The 17,021-nt window shown below is 28.4% G+C and carries 15 protein-coding genes; 13 read left to right on the top strand and 2 right to left on the bottom strand.

The features are described from left to right. The first annotated feature begins 101 nt into the window (after positions 1-101). The 10 genes from MJ_RS09200 to MJ_RS09160 all read left to right on the top strand — a co-directional run bounded on the left by MJ_RS09200 (position 102) and on the right by MJ_RS09160 (position 11,548). Positions 102-1,070 (top strand): AAA family ATPase, encoded by a 969-nt coding sequence (locus MJ_RS09200; RefSeq protein WP_244409553.1) that lies wholly within the window; start codon positions 102-104, stop codon positions 1,068-1,070. Beyond that, positions 1,070-2,224, top strand: a complete 1,155-nt coding sequence (locus MJ_RS09195; protein WP_010890091.1) for an ATP-dependent nuclease — start codon at positions 1,070-1,072, stop codon at positions 2,222-2,224. The genes MJ_RS09200 and MJ_RS09195 overlap by 1 nt, the downstream gene beginning before the upstream one ends. Before the next feature lie 239 nt (positions 2,225-2,463). Beyond that, a complete protein-coding gene (locus MJ_RS09190) occupies positions 2,464-4,140 on the top strand; it encodes a class I SAM-dependent DNA methyltransferase (protein ID WP_010890090.1) in 1,677 nt (558 codons plus the stop codon). Between the two features lie 22 nt (positions 4,141-4,162). Next, on the top strand, positions 4,163-4,498 hold the full coding sequence (locus MJ_RS09185; RefSeq protein ID WP_010890089.1) for a hypothetical protein: 336 nt from the start codon (positions 4,163-4,165) through the stop codon (positions 4,496-4,498). A 10-nt stretch (positions 4,499-4,508) separates the two neighbouring features. Next, the gene (locus MJ_RS09180; RefSeq protein WP_064497004.1) at positions 4,509-5,798 is read left to right on the top strand and encodes a restriction endonuclease subunit S; all 1,290 of its coding nucleotides are present in this window, start codon (positions 4,509-4,511) and stop codon (positions 5,796-5,798) included. A gap of 85 nt (positions 5,799-5,883) precedes the next feature. After that, positions 5,884-8,955 (top strand): type I restriction endonuclease subunit R, encoded by a 3,072-nt coding sequence (locus tag MJ_RS09175; protein ID WP_064497003.1) that lies wholly within the window; start codon positions 5,884-5,886, stop codon positions 8,953-8,955. A gap of 71 nt (positions 8,956-9,026) precedes the next feature. Then, on the top strand, positions 9,027-10,082 hold the full coding sequence (locus tag MJ_RS09170; protein ID WP_010890086.1) for a transglutaminase-like domain-containing protein: 1,056 nt from the start codon (positions 9,027-9,029) through the stop codon (positions 10,080-10,082). Between the two features lie 131 nt (positions 10,083-10,213). Beyond that, positions 10,214-10,363 (top strand): hypothetical protein, encoded by a 150-nt coding sequence (locus tag MJ_RS09560; protein ID WP_162484784.1) that lies wholly within the window; start codon positions 10,214-10,216, stop codon positions 10,361-10,363. An 80-nt stretch (positions 10,364-10,443) separates the two neighbouring features. Then, positions 10,444-11,214, top strand: coding sequence for a PIN domain-containing protein (locus MJ_RS09165; protein ID WP_244409552.1), 771 nt, complete (start codon positions 10,444-10,446; stop codon positions 11,212-11,214). Between the two features lie 4 nt (positions 11,215-11,218). Next, positions 11,219-11,548, top strand: coding sequence for a hypothetical protein (locus tag MJ_RS09160; protein ID WP_064497002.1), 330 nt, complete (start codon positions 11,219-11,221; stop codon positions 11,546-11,548). Here the strand turns inward: MJ_RS09160 and MJ_RS09155 are convergent. Continuing rightward, complete coding sequence (locus MJ_RS09155; protein ID WP_010890084.1) at positions 11,540-12,253, bottom strand: hypothetical protein; 714 nt, start codon at positions 12,251-12,253, stop codon at positions 11,540-11,542. The two genes, MJ_RS09160 and MJ_RS09155, sit on opposite strands and share 9 nt — an antisense overlap. Before the next feature lie 56 nt (positions 12,254-12,309). Continuing rightward, the gene (locus MJ_RS09555; protein WP_162484783.1) at positions 12,310-12,468 is read right to left on the bottom strand and encodes a hypothetical protein; all 159 of its coding nucleotides are present in this window, start codon (positions 12,466-12,468) and stop codon (positions 12,310-12,312) included. Positions 12,469-12,582: 114 nt separating this feature from the next. Here MJ_RS09555 and MJ_RS09150 point away from each other — a divergent pair, with 114 nt between their 5' ends. The 3 genes from MJ_RS09150 to MJ_RS09140 all read left to right on the top strand — a co-directional run bounded on the left by MJ_RS09150 (position 12,583) and on the right by MJ_RS09140 (position 16,180). Beyond that, positions 12,583-13,017 (top strand): EVE domain-containing protein, encoded by a 435-nt coding sequence (locus MJ_RS09150; protein WP_064497001.1) that lies wholly within the window; start codon positions 12,583-12,585, stop codon positions 13,015-13,017. 386 nt (positions 13,018-13,403) lie between these two features. After that, positions 13,404-15,296: an ATP-dependent nuclease gene (locus MJ_RS09145; protein WP_010890082.1), complete on the top strand. Its 1,893-nt coding sequence runs from the start codon at positions 13,404-13,406 to the stop codon at positions 15,294-15,296. A gap of 5 nt (positions 15,297-15,301) precedes the next feature. After that, positions 15,302-16,180: a hypothetical protein gene (locus tag MJ_RS09140; protein WP_244409550.1), complete on the top strand. Its 879-nt coding sequence runs from the start codon at positions 15,302-15,304 to the stop codon at positions 16,178-16,180. The last annotated feature ends 841 nt before the right edge of the window (positions 16,181-17,021 follow it).

Genomic DNA, 17,021 nt, shown 5'->3' with positions numbered 1-17,021 from the left:
TATAATACCAAATCAACATAATACATTTTGTACATTTAATGAAATCGGGAGTTTTATTTTAGTTTTAGGACATTTTGTTTATAAAGTGGGGGGATAGATTAATGACAAAAACTCTTCACTTAACGAAGGTAACAATTAGGAACTTCAGGTCTATCAAAGTAGCACACATAAACAATATTGGAGATATTGCTGTCTTTGTAGGAGCAAATGAAAGTGGTAAATCAAATATCCTAAAGGCATTAAATTGGTTTGGGACAGATAAACCTTTAGGGGGAGATGATATACCAGTTGAATTTTTAGGAAAAGAAAATAAAGAATATTCTAAAAAACCTATCATAGAAGCTTATTTTGAGATTGTTAATAAAGATAAGTTCAAAGAAAAAATAATTTCTAATATAAAAGAAATTTTAGAAGTAATTAAAGTAGATATCAACGAGGATATCTTAATAAACTTTGAAGATATGCTAAATAAAATTCAATTCTTAAAATTTGAGAAATATGCTGATGGGTTATTTAAAACATATATTTATGACGACCAATTGGAAGATATAACAAAAGAATTTTATGACTGTTTTAAAAATGTGATTTCCAAAAAAACACCATTAGATTTATTTAATCTAATTTATGAAGAAGTATTAAAAGAAGAAGTAAAAAAACAGAATATTCCTGAAAATCAAATTTCTAATGCAGTTGCTAATATTAGGGGCAACCCTAATTTTAATAACCATTATCGTAAAATTTTAGATGAGATTAGAACGTTGAATACTTTTGAAGAATTTTATGAAATATGCAAACGAATTGAAAATATAGTTAAAAGTATTCCAAATACTTCTGTATCTATATCTATTCCAGGTAGAAACATCCAATTAAACCCGTATAATATATTCACAGAAATTCTTACTAAGTTTAATTCAATAGTTACTATTGCATTTATAAACTTAAAGCCAAAATTTGTTTATTTAGACGAAGAAATGGAATTAAAAGGAGCGGTTATAAAAAATACATCTTGGAGTAATACATTAAAAGAAGAGAATAAGACTACTCTATTAATGCCAGACTTTTTAGAGTAATGAATATAGACATAGAAGATTTCGAAAAAAAGCCATTATATATACAGAGAATAATTTTAAGAAATAGTTGTATAGAGTTCTCTAAAATGTTAAAAAAATATTGGGATAAAAATATAATGATTGGGATACAAATATCAGAAAGAGAAATGTCTTTTGAAATTGAAGAGCGTGATAATAAAAACGAACCTATTAAAATAACTCTTCCGGAATATAGGTCTAAAGGATTTAAATGGTATTTAGCTTATCTTATAACACTTGAATATTTGAGAATTTTAAAAAATGGGGGGAATAATGATATAGTTTTACTGCTTGACGACCCTGCAGTTTATTTGCATCCAAATGTTCAAAAATCATTTTTAGAGAAACTTGAAGAATTATCAAAAGAATATCAAATCCTATATAATACCCATCTTATGTCGTTATTTAATGAAGAAGAGCTTGATAGAGTCTTATTAGTATATCTTGATAAAGAAAATAGAACAAAAATAAAGAGACCTTGGAGTAATGAACAAAAAGACATAATTTATCCAATTAGGAGAGCATTAGGAGTTGATAAAATACTATTCAAAGAAAATTTAAGTAAAATTTTATTTGTTGAAGGAATTTCGGATAAATTTATTTTAGAAGGATTAGGAAAATTAGAAACACTTAAAAACTTAAAAAATTGGTATATTCATCCATTGTCTGGTGGAGATAAACTTGAAGATAACGAGATAGTTAAAAAAGTCAGACTATATTCATGCTTATCAAATTTTGAAGAAATTAAATACTATTTCTTATTAGATGGGGATAAGAAAGAAAAATTTGAAAGAGATAAAATAAGTAATAAAATAATATTTTTAGGAGATGAAAATCAAGAAATTGAAGATTTAATTGATAAAAACTTCTATTTAGATTGTGTCTTAGAAACTTATAAAAGAATCTTCACTCATGACCTAGAAAAGTTCAAAAAAGTTAAAGAAATCGTTGAAAAATTAAGAAAATCAAAATCTAAAATAATTGAAGAACTTAATAATGAGTTTAGATTAAATAACTTAGGAGATTTCTCAAAAGTCGATGTAGCAATAACAATAAAAAGAAAATTATATGAAAATCCAGAACTTGCTAATAAATTTGAAAAAATCATTGATTGCCTAAATGGCAAAATAATCTAAAAAAATTACTTGGTATAGTTTAGGAGATAACTAAAATCGAATATCTGTTAGGAGTGCCATAACCTCTCTATGTAAAGAGATTTGTTTATCATTAACTAATATTTAAATATATTTGTAAAAATCCTATAACTTAAATGAATAGAAAGCTTAGGATTAAATTAGAGGTTAGTTTATATTATTCCATTCCTAGTATCCGCAGAAAGATACACTAAAAATTACAATGTATATGGTGATGTATTATGGCAACACTCGATAAATTCTTAAGTATTAAAGAAAATGATGAAAAAACTAAAAAGAAAGAAAGTAAGAAAAAATCATCTAAATCTAACAAAACTTCTGAATCATTGGTATCACATGACCATTTTGAACTCACACCAGAGTTTGAAAATCAGTTATGGAAAGTGGCAGATAAGCTTAGAAAGAAGATGGAAGTTCATCAGTATAAGTATGTTGTTTTGGGGCTTATATTTTTGAGAGCTTTAACTTGTAGATTTTATGAGAGGAGAAAAGAGATTGAAGAGGAACTTTCTAATCCAAATAGTGAGTTATACACTGAAGACCCAGAACTTAGAAAAATGATTCTCGAAGATGAAGATTTTTATCTCTCTGAAGGAGTTCTTTATCTTCCTAAGGAAACAAGATGGGATTATTTTGTAGAAAATGTAATGAGTCCAAATATTGGAGAAATTATTGATACAGCTATAGAGATATTAGAGGAAAAATATCCTGATAGGTTAAAAGATGTAATTCCTAAAATCTATGCACAATCTCCCCTTGATAACCATGACTACTCCTATCTCATAAATAAATTTTCAGAAATAAGTTTTGGGAAAGAACATAGAGTTAAAGATGTGTTTGGTAGGATTTATGAATATTTCTTAGGAAAATTTACAGAGGTTGAGGGAAAACTTGGAGGAAAGTTTTATACTCCAAGGTCTTTAACAAAACTTATTGTGGATGTTTTAGATGTCAAAGGAGGGAGTATATTTGACCCAGCTTGTGGTAGCGGTGGATTTTTTGTTTCAGCACTTGAAAAATTAGAGAGGGAGGGAATAGATATAAATGAGTTATCAATTTATGGACAAGATTCTGACCCAATGGCCTATAGGCTCACAAAAATGAACCTTATTATTAGAGGGGCTGAAGGAGATATTCGTATAGATGATTCATATCATGATGATAAATTTATGGATATGACTTTTGATTATGTAGTTGCTAACCCTCCATTTAATGATAGTGAATGGGATGCAAATAGAATAAAACCAGATGACCCAAGACTTAGAATTGGAAATAAAAAAGTCCCAGTGCCTCCAAATGGTAATGCAAACTATATGTGGATACTACACTTTATTTATCATACAGCACCCAATGGAAAAGCTGGCTTTGTTATGGCAAATGGTGCATTGTCTGCTGGAAATGTAGAGGGGGAAATAAGGAAGGCAATAATAGAGAACGACCTTGTGTATGGAATTGTTGCATGCCCTCCAAAGTTGTTTTATAATGTAAGTTTGCCTGTTTCTCTATGGTTTATAAGGAAGGAGAAGCCAGATTATATGAAGGGAAAGGTTTTGTTTATTAATGCGAAGAATTTATATAAGCAGATTTCAAGAAGGCAGAATATTTTAACTGAAGAGCATATAAAAAAGATTGTTGATAAGTTTAGAATGTTTGAAAGTGGGGAAGATGAAGACAAAATAAATGAACTTGGTTTTGCCAAGGTTGCTACTATTGATGAGATTGCTAAAAATGGATATGTTTTAACTCCTGGTAGGTATGTTGGGGTTAAGATTGAAGATGATGGAATACCTTTTGAGGTTAAGATGAAAGAGTATTCTGAGGAGTTAAAGAAGTTGTTAGATGAAGAAGAGAAGTTGAGGAATAAGGTTAAAGAGATTTTGGATGCTTTAGGGTTTTAAAATAAATATTTTGGTGGTTTGAATGAAAATTTTGTTGGCATATTTTTTACCAGATAATGTAATACCTTTAATAGGACCATTTTCATTACTCTTAGTAGGACATTTTGTTGAAAAGCATTATACTGGAAGGATGGCATTAKTTTTAAATTTTGTTGCTTTAATTACTTACTTTTATAATTTGCATCCTTTGCCTCTTTGGTTAGTTATTTATATAGATATTATGACAATTATAGGGATTGTTGCCTTTTTTAGCTATATTTTTAGAATTTCATTACCAAAAGAATTTTACATTATAGCATCCATTGGTTCATCATTTATAACTGGTTTAGTTTTACTCTGGGGAGCAATTACATATTGAGGTGTTATTTATGGTTAAATTTAGATGGGAAACAGAATTTAAAGAAACAGATATTGGGAAAATTCCTAAGGATTGGGATGTTAAGAAAATTAAAGATATTGGCGAAGTTGCTGGTGGTTCAACACCTTCTACAAAAATTAAAGAATATTGGGGAGGGGATATTCCTTGGATAACTCCAAAAGACCTTGCTAATTATGAGTATATTTACATTTCAAGAGGGGAAAGAAACATTACAGAAAAAGCTGTTAAAGAGTGTTCATTGAGAATATTTCCAAAAGGAACAATCTTACTAACATCAAGAGCACCTATTGGTTATGTGGCTATTGCAAAAAATCCACTAACAACAAATCAAGGATTTAGAAATATTATTCCAAAGGATGGCGTGGTTAGTGAATATCTTTACTATTTATTTAAGACAAAAACAATGAGTGAATATTTGAAAGATATTTCTGGAGGTTCTACATTTCCAGAATTAAAAGGTAGCACATTAAAAGAAGTTGAAATACCATATCCTTCACCAGAAGAACAACAAAAAATAGCAACTGTTTTATCATATTTTGATGATTTAATTGAAAATAAGAAAAAACAAAATGAAATTTTAGAAAAAATAGCTTTAGAATTATTTAAAAATTGGTTTATAGATTTTGAGCCGTTTAAAAATGAAGAGTTTGTTTATAATGATGAATTGGATAAAGAGATTCCGAAGGGTTGGGAAGTCAAGAGATTGGGAGATATTTTAAAAGTTGAATCTGGAAGTAATGCACCACAAAGAGAAATATACTTTGAAAACGCTAAAATCCCATTTGTAAGAGTAAAACATTTAGTAAAAGGAGTTTGTATTGAATCTTCAGATTTTATAAATGAATTGGCTTTAAAAGATTATAAAATGAAATTATATAATGAAAAAAGTATCATATTTCAAAAAAGTGGAGAGTCTTTGAAAGAAGCTCGAGTAAATATAGTTCCTTTTAAATTTACTGCAGTAAATCATCTTGCTGTTATAGATAGTAGCATGCTAAATGAAAAGCATTACTTTATTTACTGTCTTTTGAGATTTTTACTAAAAGAAATTGTATATAGTGTAAAAGGAACTACTTTACCTTATTTAAAAATTTCAGATATTGAAAATAAATATATAATTATCCCACCACAACCAATACTACAAAAATTCCATTCATTAGTTCAACCATTGTTCGAAAAAATTATAAACAATCAAAAACAAATTATGGTTTTGAAAAAAATTAGAGATGCTTTATTACCAAAATTGGTATTTGGAGAGTTGAGAGTTGAAGAATTATAAAAATTTTTTTTAATTGCTAAATTAGATAATGCCAATATCTGCAAATAAATATTTTTTATTAGTGGGGGTATTCATTGGTGATAAAATGAAAAAAGAAGCTGCAAAATTAAATGAAGATTACGTTGTAGAAAATGCAGCGATACAAAGACTCAAAAATCTTGGTTATTCCTATAAACATGGTTCTGAACTAACTCCAGAATATAATGAGAGGGAATCTTACAGAGATGCAATACTTAAAAACCGATTTATAAAAGCTATAAAGAATATCAACCCATGGCTTACTGAAGAATTAGCACTTAAAGTTTATAAAACTGTAACCAACATAGATAACCCAGATTTCAATATGCGTGGAAAAATATTTTATGAAATGCTAATTAATGGAGTTAAATTAGAATTTAAAGAAAATGGAGAAAAGAAAACAAGATTTGTAAAATTGATAGACTTTGAAAATATAAATAAAAATGAATTTTTAGTAGCCAATCAATTTGAGGTTGAATACTATTATGAAAATGGAAGATTTAGAAGACCCGACTTAGTTGTATTTATAAATGGAATTCCCATTGCAATTTTTGAATTTAAAAGCCCAAAATCCAATCAAACAGCCAAAGATGCATTTAACGACCATAAAACAAAAATGAAAGATATTCCTCAACTATACCAATATGCCCAAATACTCGTTGTTAGCGACGGTTTAGAAACAAAATACGGTTCTCCAACAAGTGATTGGGATAGATTCTTTGTTTGGGAAGGAGTTGAAAGTGATGACGATGTTGAAGTTATAGAAGTTGATAATTATGGAAATACAATGTATAAATATAAAGGAAACCCATATACAAGCTTAGACATACTTTTAATGGGTTTATTTAAAAAAGAACATCTTATTGAATTCCTCGAGGACTTTATCATCCATGATAAGAAAAAGATTATAGCCACTTATTATCAATTTTATACAGTTAAAAAAGCCGTAGATAGAACAATAAAATCCGTACTTTATGGAGAAACTCCTGAAGATAGGAGAATCGGTATTGTATGGCATGCACAAGGGACAGGTAAATCTATAACAATGTTATTTTATGCCAAAAAAGCACTTAAACAGAAAGAATTAAATTATCCCCTCTTAGTATTCCTCACAGATAGATTAGAACTTGATGAACAACTATATAATGTTTTTTCAAGTGTTTTTTCAGAGGCTGAAAGAGCTGAAAGTATAGCTGAGCTTCAAGAACTCATTAAGAAAACACCTGGAGGAATAATTTTTGCTACAATACAAAAATTTGGTAGAAAGTCAAAAGATGAACACTACCCTTTCCTAACTGATAGAAACAACATAATCATAATTGCAGATGAAGCCCATAGAAGCCATTATGGAACATTAGCTCAAAATCTTAGAAAAGCTATTCCTAACGCATCATTTTTGGCATTCACAGCCACTCCAATAGACTACAAAGACCGTTCAACATTCTTAGTATTTGGAGATTATATAAGTGCCTATCCAATTGATAAGGCAAAGAGGCATGGAGTAGTTGTTCCAATTTATTATGAAGCCCGACTTGTAGAATTACATCTTACAAATGAATTCATTGATTTAGAGTTTGATGAAATCTCTGAAAGAGTAGCCAATGACCCAGAAACAAAAGAGAGTATAAAAGAAGTATTTGCCAAACTTGAAAAAATCATGCTTACAGAGGATTATCTCTCCAAGGTTTCAAAGGATATTATAGAGCATTTTAACAAACGTCTTCAAGATTTCGATGGAAAGGCTATGGTAGTTACTATTAGTAGAAAAGTAGCAGTAGAATTATATAAATGGATTACTAAACAGCCAAATGCTCCAAAGATTGCCGTTGTAATGTCTGGGAATAAATCAAAAGACCCTGAAGATTTCCACCCACATATAAGAACAAAAAAGGAGCTTGAAAACTTAGCCAAAGAATTCAAAGACCCAGAGTCAGATTTAAAGATGGTTATAGTTGTCGATATGTGGCTTACAGGTTTTGATGTTCCCTGCTTACATACGATGTATTTCTTAAAACCGATGAAAAATCATTCATTAGCACAGGCAATAGCAAGGGTGAATAGAGTATTTAAAGATAAACCAGGAGGGCTTATTGTAGATTATATAGGAATTGCCGATGATTTATCTAAATCCCTTTCTAAATATTCAAGTGAGGCGAGAAAGGATTTAATGACTGACATTAAAGTAGTTATTGAAGAGATGAAGCGTAGATATGAAAAGGTAACATCATACTTTAAAAATATTAATTACAAAGATTGGAAAAAGTTATCTTCAGAAGACTTATCCCTACTTACAGTAAAAGCTTATCAAAGAGTAGCAAAAGATGATAATACCAAAAAAGAATTTGTTAGGAATGTTATAGCATTAAAAAAGCTTTACTTACTTGCTCGACCTCATCCTGAAACAATAGGTATTAAAGATGATTTAGAATTCTTTGAAATGATAAAAAAGATGATTGTTAAATATTCCACTAAAAAAATCCGTGAGATTTCTCAAGACCTTGAAAATGACATACAAAGTTTAATATCTAAAAGTATTAGTGCTAAAGAGCTAGTAGACGTCTTTGAAATGCTAAAAAAAGAAAAACCGGAGCTTTCCGTTTTATCTGATGAATTTTTATCTGAGATTGCTAAAATAGAATACAAAGATTATGTAAGAGATGTTCTTATCAAAATTCTAAATGATGATATAAGAGTTCGTATGGCAAAGAATCCGATAAGATTTAAAAAGTTTTCAGAAAGGTTAAATGAAGTTATAGAGAAATACCGTATAAAGGTAATAACCACTGCCGAAATGATTGAAGAACTAGTTAATTTGGCTAAAGAAATTAGAAAAGCTGCTGAAGAAGGTAAAGAATTGGGACTAACTGAAGAGGAGTTGGCATTTTATGACCTTTTACTTTCATATCCCAATATACCCCTAACAGATAAAAAAAGAGTAGAAAAAATTGCAAAAGAAATTGCAAGAATGATGTCTGGTTATATTAAAGCTCGTGATTGGAAAAAGAAGAAAAATCTCCAATCTAAAATACGAGCTAAACTTAAAATCATTCTAATGAAGGAAGGGATAAAAGATTATTCACTTATAAATAAGATTTCAGATGATTTATTTGAATATGCAAAAAATATATATGCAATATAAGAGTAGAATCAAAATTCATGAGACTTAAAGATGTAGGAAAATTACATTCGGGAACTACAGGGTGAAGTGTTGTGCCTATTTTATTAGAGCATATTCAATTAAATGATGAGGATTTGAAGGACACAAAACATCTTGCTGAAATATTAAAATACAAAAACAACAGCATTAAAACAATAATTAATGTTTTAGAATGGGAAGATAGTAATATACGTTATTGTTATGAAAAGTCGAATGTATATTACTTTATTACATTTTTCATTATAGTAGGGTTAGTATGGGCAATATTTCCAGAAGTTTGGTTATGGTGCGAACAAGTATTTTGCATATCACCTACAATACACATTATAATATGCTGTTTATATTTTATAATTACTATAATACTATTCTTGTTCTTATGTGGGGTGGTAGGAACATTCTTACACTTATGGGCTACGTTCTTTACTTTATCAAAATGTGACAGTAAAATATTAAAATTAAAGGAAGGATTATTTACTACATTAAGTCTAATTTGGATATCTACATCTTTAAAAACCATATTAAAGACCAAATATGCAATTTGTAGAGATTATGCAAAATTAACTTCTGCAATTCTTCATAATTTAAATATAAAGCATTACTTTTTGGTTTATCCAACTCACGTTGCAGTTGCTGTAAAAATAGATGATTATTATTATGTAATTGACCAAAAATTGCCCATATACAAAATAGATGTATGGTTAAAAAAATTAGGAAAAGAAAAAGTAAAAATTTATACTCCAGTTGATATATACAACTCAAAATTGAAATTTGTTGAAAAGTACTATAAAAATGAAAATAACCTTAAAAGTGAAATTAGTGATGACATTCTTAGAAAAATAGAAGAAGATGTTAAAAAAGAACTACAAATTAAAAATGCAGAGCAATATAATAAGAAAGTTGAACCAATACCAGTAAAATTATCAATTCCGATTGAGAACTATGATGAAATAACACATTACTCTATTGTAAGGGTAATTTCTAAAGAAATTTACAATAAATTCTTAACGAATATTAAAAATGTATCCAATATTGAAATAAAAAAAGATGAAGGTAAATTTGCTGTAAATGTATATTATGAAATTCCTAATTCTATTCCTAACTCTAAATGAGAAGTTTACACTCTTATAATAATTATTCTATTTATTTAAATATATAATCATTTAAATATATAGAACATATATTTTATAATGTTGTTAAAGTTAAATAAAATATTATCCAACAACAATGAAAGGGTGATAAAATGGTCAATTACAATGAGGAATATGTGAAAATGAAAACTAAAGAAAATGAAAAGTTATTAGAAATAATTAAGTTTCATGACAAGAGATATACTCTAATGGATATAGTTAGACATAGTTTAGGGAATAACAGAAATCAGGTAATCAAATAACTCATCAATCCTTACATGTTATAGCAATTATAATATCAAAGTTTTAGATAAATACTAATAAATCTTTAAATGTGGCTAATATGCAATCTCTCACAAATATTGAAGTTCAAAGGTTTCATGATTGTGAGTGGGAGTATTTTAAGGAGTTTGATGATGAATTTAACAAATTATGGAATGAAATAGAAAAAACTTTAGGAAGAGACTTTATTAATTATCTTAGTGCTTATTTCCAGAAGAATTTAGTATATATGTTAGGTAAAGAGTTTAAATTAAAGTTAGTTGTTGATACTAATATTATATTCTCACAAGTATTATCCTATGTTACAAAAGGTGAACTCCCATGGATATTGGATTTTATCAATAATCCTTTTATAGAATTATATGCTCCACAATTAATTGTAGATGAGTTAAAAAATAAGATTGAGAATGTTCTCCCAAAAAAATGTAAAAAGAAGAATATTGACGAAAATAAAGCAAAATCTAAGGCAATAAAAATTGCTAATATTATACTGTCCAATATTAAAATAATAAATGATAAAAAATCAAATAATTGGAGTAAAATTGCATATAATCTGATAGGTCATAGGGATGTAAAGGATATTCCTTTTGTAACTTTAGCTCTTTCACTTGATACCCATGGAATTATAACACGTGATAAAGATTTTAAAGACCAAAAAATTATAAAAATTTGGAAAGTTGGAGAAGTAAAAGTTGTACTCACTGAACTAAGTCAAGGTTCATTTTCATTTTGCATTATGAATGTTACAGCACCTTTAGCATTTAAAATATGCACGTCTATTATTATCACAATACTTGAAATTGTTACAAGCATTATAAAAAAAACTAATTGAAATATTGATAACAATAATCACAGAAGGAATTAACTCACTATCAAAAATCCCCGAAGATTTCTTAATTATTCTATTTGGAGTTTTATTCGTTATCTTCTTAACAAATAAATCTAAAATAATAGACTCAATTAAAGAAACTATTAAAGAAATCAAAAATATGTTCCTAAAATTGATTAAAAGTGTAAAAAACATTTTAGAACCCTTATTATTATTTGTAAAATTTAACATAAAAGCTGTTGGATATTTGTTTTATAGAACAACTAAAACAATTAACGAAATAAAAAAATTAGAGAGTTACAGACCCAACAATCAAACATTCTATTATCTAACTTGAAACCTCCATTATTTTACTTCTTATAGTGTTTATACTCTTGTTATACAGTTTTGAAGTGTTAATTTTTATTGAAATGTTTGTTAATTTATCTGAATTGTTATACAATTTACTGGGCATACTATTAATTTCTCCTCGAGATATCCAATGTGTACAACTCTCTATAGGTTTTAATGCTGTGCTTCCACCATACTTGTAAATAACTTTATAGAAGCCCGTTTTACTAATTAAAATTCCTACAAGTTTATAACTTACCTTATAAGCCACATTCTCTTTTATTAAAATTACATCAAACACTACAATTCCCAATGCAATATAGAATTTTGTATAGGATTCTTTATCTCCCTTTTTAACATTTCTTGCAGCATCAATAAGATTATTATAATCATTAACAAGTGTTACAACGGTTATTGCATCACTAATTACGTTAGGCTCAACCATAGATTTTACTTTTTTAATTTCATAATCATTAAGATATAGTAAATCAAGGTTGAAATCTCTTTTAACACCCTCTGCTAAGTTTTTATAAACATGTAGGCAAGTAGTAATATTTGATACTTCATTATGATATTCATTTAGAAATTTGGTATTGTTAGAGATTTCTTCATATTTAGGATATTTTGCAATATATCCAGCCAATAAAAGTGTAAAATTCTCATATCCATATTTTTGAAAACATTCTTCTAAATTTTTACTAAAATTATTCATTTTCCCAATTACAATACAGGTTTCATTATTAGAAATATTACAGAATTTAAAAATGTCTACATCAGATGTATTAAATGTATATTTGAAGTCTCATTTTCTAAAAGTATTAACAAAAAACCTCCCCCAGAGTCATTATCCCAAACTCTACCAATACAACCAGCAAATACTGGGAATAACAGCAAAATAATTACTACCACAAGCGTTAAAAATCTCATAACAACCACCAAATATAGAAAGTACCTCCCAAATCTAATAGGTTATATATTACAAAAGCTCTAAAAATATTTTTTATTGAAAAAGTTATTAAAAAGTTAATTATAGTGGATCTTATGGCATACTGGCTCTGTATAACCAACGAGGATAACTGGAAGGTTATAAAAGAGAAGAAGATTTGGGGTGTAGCAGAGAGGTACAAAAACACCATAAACAAAGTTAAAGTAGGAGATAAGCTGATTATTTATGAGATTCAGAGGAGTGGAAAGGATTATAAACCCCCATACATAAGAGGAGTTTATGAGGTTGTTTCAGAGGTTTATAAGGATAGTTCAAAAATTTTTAAGCCAACTCCAAGAAATCCTAATGAGAAGTTTCCATATAGAGTTAAATTAAAGGAAATTAAAGTCTTTGAACCACCAATTAATTTTAAGGAGTTGATCCCGAAGCTTAAATTTATTACTAATAAGAAGAGGTGGAGTGGGCATTTGATGGGTAAGGCTATGAGGGAGATTCCTGAGGAGGATTATAAGTTGATTGTGGGGAATTAGTTTACTGTTTTCTGTTTTTATTTTCTTTCTGTTTCCTCCCCCTCCCTCTCGGGCTCTCCCCTCCCCCTCTTTTAATTTTTTATTTTTTAGTTTAAAAATTATTAATTTACTTATTTTGACAAGTTTTTATTTTATTGTTGTTTTATTTTTGATTGTATTTTTTGTTTGTACTTATTTTTATTTTGTTTTGTTTTTTTGTTTGATTTTTTATGTTTATTTTAGTGGAAATGGTAGAAAGCTTCTTCTTATTGCTTAATGAAGAACCATAGCACTCTATAACAAATTTCTAGAATAATAGTAAATTTAATAATAATGAAAATTTTTAAATTAATGATATTAGTATATTTTTTATGTTATATCTACAATCTACTAAGGGGTTGTAGTGTATGAAAATAGAACAGGTTAAAATAGAAAACTTTAGAAGCATTTATGATCTAACTGTAGAATTTGGGAAAGTTACAGTGCTTATAGGCAAAAATAGTTCTGGAAAAACATCGATACTTAATGTTATAAGGATCATATTTGAAAATCTCGACACTAATTCTACTGAGAAAAATCTTAATATCACTACCATAACTGAACAAAACTTAAAAGATCAAATTAGAAGATTATGGTTTTACACTTACCAGAATTACCCTATAAAACTTGCTGTATGGCTAAACTTTGATGAAGGAGAAGGCGACAAATTGAGGGAGGTATGTGGTTTAGAAAGTAATGTTAAGAAAGCATATATTGAAGTATCCATTGAGAGTAATAATAATCAAATTATATGGAAGCTCCAAAATGTGATAATATTTGGTTACGTATCAGAGACATCCAAGATTGCAAAAGAAGCTTTAAAGAAAATGAAAGAAATCCACAGTAAGGTGACAGGGCATAATATCGAGTCAAAGACTGGAGATTCTTTAGTGCCATGTGTAATTGTGGAAAGCGGTACTATAAAAAATAAAGATGTCTTTAATATATTCATAGATCTTATAAAAAATAAGATATGCTATGTGAATACATTCCCTGAGATCTATAAAATGGTAAATATCCCAATTAAAGGCCTTTTTGCCCATCCTATGGTATCTTCTGAATTAATAAATGTCATTAAAAACACGATAAAAGATTTTGCACGACTTAGAATGTTATATGATTGTCTTAGAGAGATAAAAGGAAGTGTAGACACGTATGAACAACCTGATAGAACTGAAATTTTAACAAAATCATATGAAGGTATGTCATTAAATTATGAACTTTTTGGAAGTGGAGATCAGATTATTGATGGAATATTAGCTTCAATAATATCTAAAGGAAAACATCATATATTTTTGATAGAAGAGCCAGAAATTCACTTACATCCTGCATATATAAGACGTTTGGCAAGGGTGTTGGAAGACTTAGCTAATAATTTAAATGTTCAGTTAATCATAGTTACACATTCTCCAGATTTCATTGCCACTCTTAAAGATAAGAGGTTTGTTATAGGTGTTCGAAAAGATTCAATTAAAATTAACTTTGAAGGATACCCAACAGAGCTTCTAGCTACAAGAATCTTTTATCCATTCCGTGGTAGCAGGCTTAGTGAATCACTTGCTAGAGATCTGGGTGTTGTACCAGGTTATTTCCTTTTCTCAGATGTCGCAATACTTGTCGAAGGAAACAGCGATCGGATAATACTGCAAGGTTACATAGATTTGCTCATAGAACAACTTAAAAATCTTCCTAAATTTAGCTATATTATAATACCCTATGCTCAAAGAAGTCTAAAAGAGATGATAAAAGTATTTAAGGAGGATTACGGGATTAAAGTGTTTTTAATTGCTGATAATGATGAAGAGGGATTAAAGAATGTTAAAATAGCTAAGGATATGGGCTTACGTGAGAATTTTGAAGTATTTATAATAGAGAAAAAAGATATACTAGGATACATAAAACCTGAAGATTTCATTCTCGCACTTGATGAATTACTAAGAGAATGTCTCAAAGATAAATATGAAGAAGTTCTCCAAGACGAAGAAATTAAATCTATTATAGATGAAATCAAAATTTTTGGTGCTTGTAAGAATGAAGAAGGTAAAAATGAAAAAGATTTATTGCACAAACTTAGTGGAAAATTATTCACAGTTTTAAAAAATGTAGACGAAGAGTTTATTATTACATTAGGGTGGGACAGTGGTAGATCGATTGAACGATATTTGAAATGTAAAATCGCAGAAAAGATAGTATCAAGACTTACTGAAGTTCCAGAAGATATCAAGAAGATTATTTTAAATATAGATAGTGAACTAGGGTGAAACATATGACACCAGGACTAACTGAAAAGAAGTTGTATGTATACTATGATGAACGTTATCCTTACAGCTGGATACCTCATAATGTGGCTAAGCATATATCTAAAGAACTAGAAAAATATGATTTTGAAGTTATTGACGCTCCCAGTTTGCAGAGGGTGTTAGGGGAGGGTTCTAAAGATACAAATAAAGAATATGTGGTAGTATTTGCTCAAGATGTTGTTCCTGATTTAGTTTTAGATAATCCGGATAATCCTACATCAAACAGCCTACTAAGGAGATTTCTTAATGCAGGTCAAATTATTGTTTGGATGGGTGATAGTCCCCAATATGTTGGGAGAGCAGATGATAATCAGAAATTGAATCCGCCAGTTATGCAAAACGTGCTTAGCATGAATCCAAATTATATTACTACTAATAAACGTATTAGTTTGACAATATCAGGTATAGTGTTAAGTCTTCCCCTATGGGTTGGTACAAAACCTCATAATAAGACACCACCTCATGGAGTTTCTGGAGTTTCAATTAATCCATTAGCTGTAGCCATAGATAATGTACAGTATGCACACGCTTTTATAATATCCTATAAGCAATCAGCATCTGGTTTTGTAAGAATCTATGATTTCCCAATAAATAAGGAAGAGTTGGTAACAAAACAATTCATTAGAGGTATACTCGGTGTTGCGACAAGAGATGTAACAACTCCAATATGGAATAAAATTGAAATTTTATCCGAAGAAGTAAATAAGATTGATGAAAAGTTTGATACTAAATTTAATACATTAAAGTCTGAAATAGATACCTTTAAAACAACAATAAATGAAATACTAAAATTAGAAAAAGAAATCTTAGAAGTCATTCAAAAAAAATGCGAAAACAAAGAATAATTGCAAATTTAATCATATTTTTATTCAGTGGTTGGTAATTTCTTCTTTTTTTAAGCTCATTTAATATTTCAATTTAATTTTGTAATGCAATTTAGAATCCAATAAAATTGAGATTGTTATCTTTTCACACTTTTTATATGTAGCGGTATAGACTCACAATCCATGTTTTTGAAATTTGAGTTTAGTCATAAAAATCTAAAAATCTAGAAAATAGATACTTAGAGCTTTTTAATGTTAATTCTAACAATATAAACTTCCTATAATACTATAACGCCCACATAAGCAATAATGGATGATTTCCATTAATAAGGAAGTACAAAATACAAGTTTATAATAGCCTACAAGACAATAATACAATAAATAAATAATTTAATAATAATATAACAACATAATTCAACAATGCAATAATAACATAATTAAAGAAAATTCAAAATTGCGGACTAGAGTTCATACTTTGAGGTGTAGTTTCTGCACTCTACATACACAAGTAATAGTTTTTGTTTTTTGGAGTATTATGAGGGGATAAGATCCTCACGTGAATTGATTTCAAAGTCAATTCACATAGTATTATTAGACCCAAATTTAAAAACAATAACATTAACACTATCATTTATTGAATTCAAATCTAAGAGTAAAGTAGATTCTTAATGACATTATCGAATATTTTCAAGATTTTATCCTATGTTTAATAAACCACGACTCTGATTTCCATCTTTTGTTGCTATGAGTATATAATACTCACAACTCTAATATTGGACACACCAGTGAGAAAGAAAATTTTTTATTCATTAAAAACAAATTATTCAAAAAATAAATAAGCTGGTATTTATTAGGACGGTTT

This window comes from Methanocaldococcus jannaschii DSM 2661, assembly GCF_000091665.1.
Classification (GTDB): domain Archaea; phylum AGJL01; class Methanococci; order Methanococcales; family Methanocaldococcaceae; genus Methanocaldococcus; species Methanocaldococcus jannaschii.
The sequence above is the reverse complement of the archived record's forward strand: the minus strand, read 5'-3'. Positions and strand labels throughout refer to the sequence as shown.

Bases quoted from the DNA above. Each gene is read 5' to 3' on its own strand.
- MJ_RS09195 (WP_010890091.1), top strand. From the start codon at position 1,070: ATGAATATAGACATAGAAGATTTCGAAAAAAAGCCATTATATATACAG.
- MJ_RS09190 (WP_010890090.1), top strand. From the start codon at position 2,464: ATGGCAACACTCGATAAATTCTTAAGTATTAAAGAAAATGATGAAAAA.
- MJ_RS09140 (WP_244409550.1), top strand. From the start codon at position 15,302: ATGACACCAGGACTAACTGAAAAGAAGTTGTATGTATACTATGATGAA.
- MJ_RS09145 (WP_010890082.1), top strand. From the start codon at position 13,404: ATGAAAATAGAACAGGTTAAAATAGAAAACTTTAGAAGCATTTATGAT.
- MJ_RS09555 (WP_162484783.1), bottom strand. From the start codon at position 12,468: ATGAGATTTTTAACGCTTGTGGTAGTAATTATTTTGCTGTTATTCCCA.
- MJ_RS09200 (WP_244409553.1), top strand. From the start codon at position 102: ATGACAAAAACTCTTCACTTAACGAAGGTAACAATTAGGAACTTCAGG.
- MJ_RS09560 (WP_162484784.1), top strand. From the start codon at position 10,214: ATGGTCAATTACAATGAGGAATATGTGAAAATGAAAACTAAAGAAAAT.
- MJ_RS09175 (WP_064497003.1), top strand. From the start codon at position 5,884: ATGAAAAAAGAAGCTGCAAAATTAAATGAAGATTACGTTGTAGAAAAT.
- MJ_RS09155 (WP_010890084.1), bottom strand. From the start codon at position 12,253: ATGAATAATTTTAGTAAAAATTTAGAAGAATGTTTTCAAAAATATGGA.
- MJ_RS09180 (WP_064497004.1), top strand. From the start codon at position 4,509: ATGGTTAAATTTAGATGGGAAACAGAATTTAAAGAAACAGATATTGGG.
- MJ_RS09165 (WP_244409552.1), top strand. From the start codon at position 10,444: ATGCAATCTCTCACAAATATTGAAGTTCAAAGGTTTCATGATTGTGAG.
- MJ_RS09150 (WP_064497001.1), top strand. From the start codon at position 12,583: ATGGCATACTGGCTCTGTATAACCAACGAGGATAACTGGAAGGTTATA.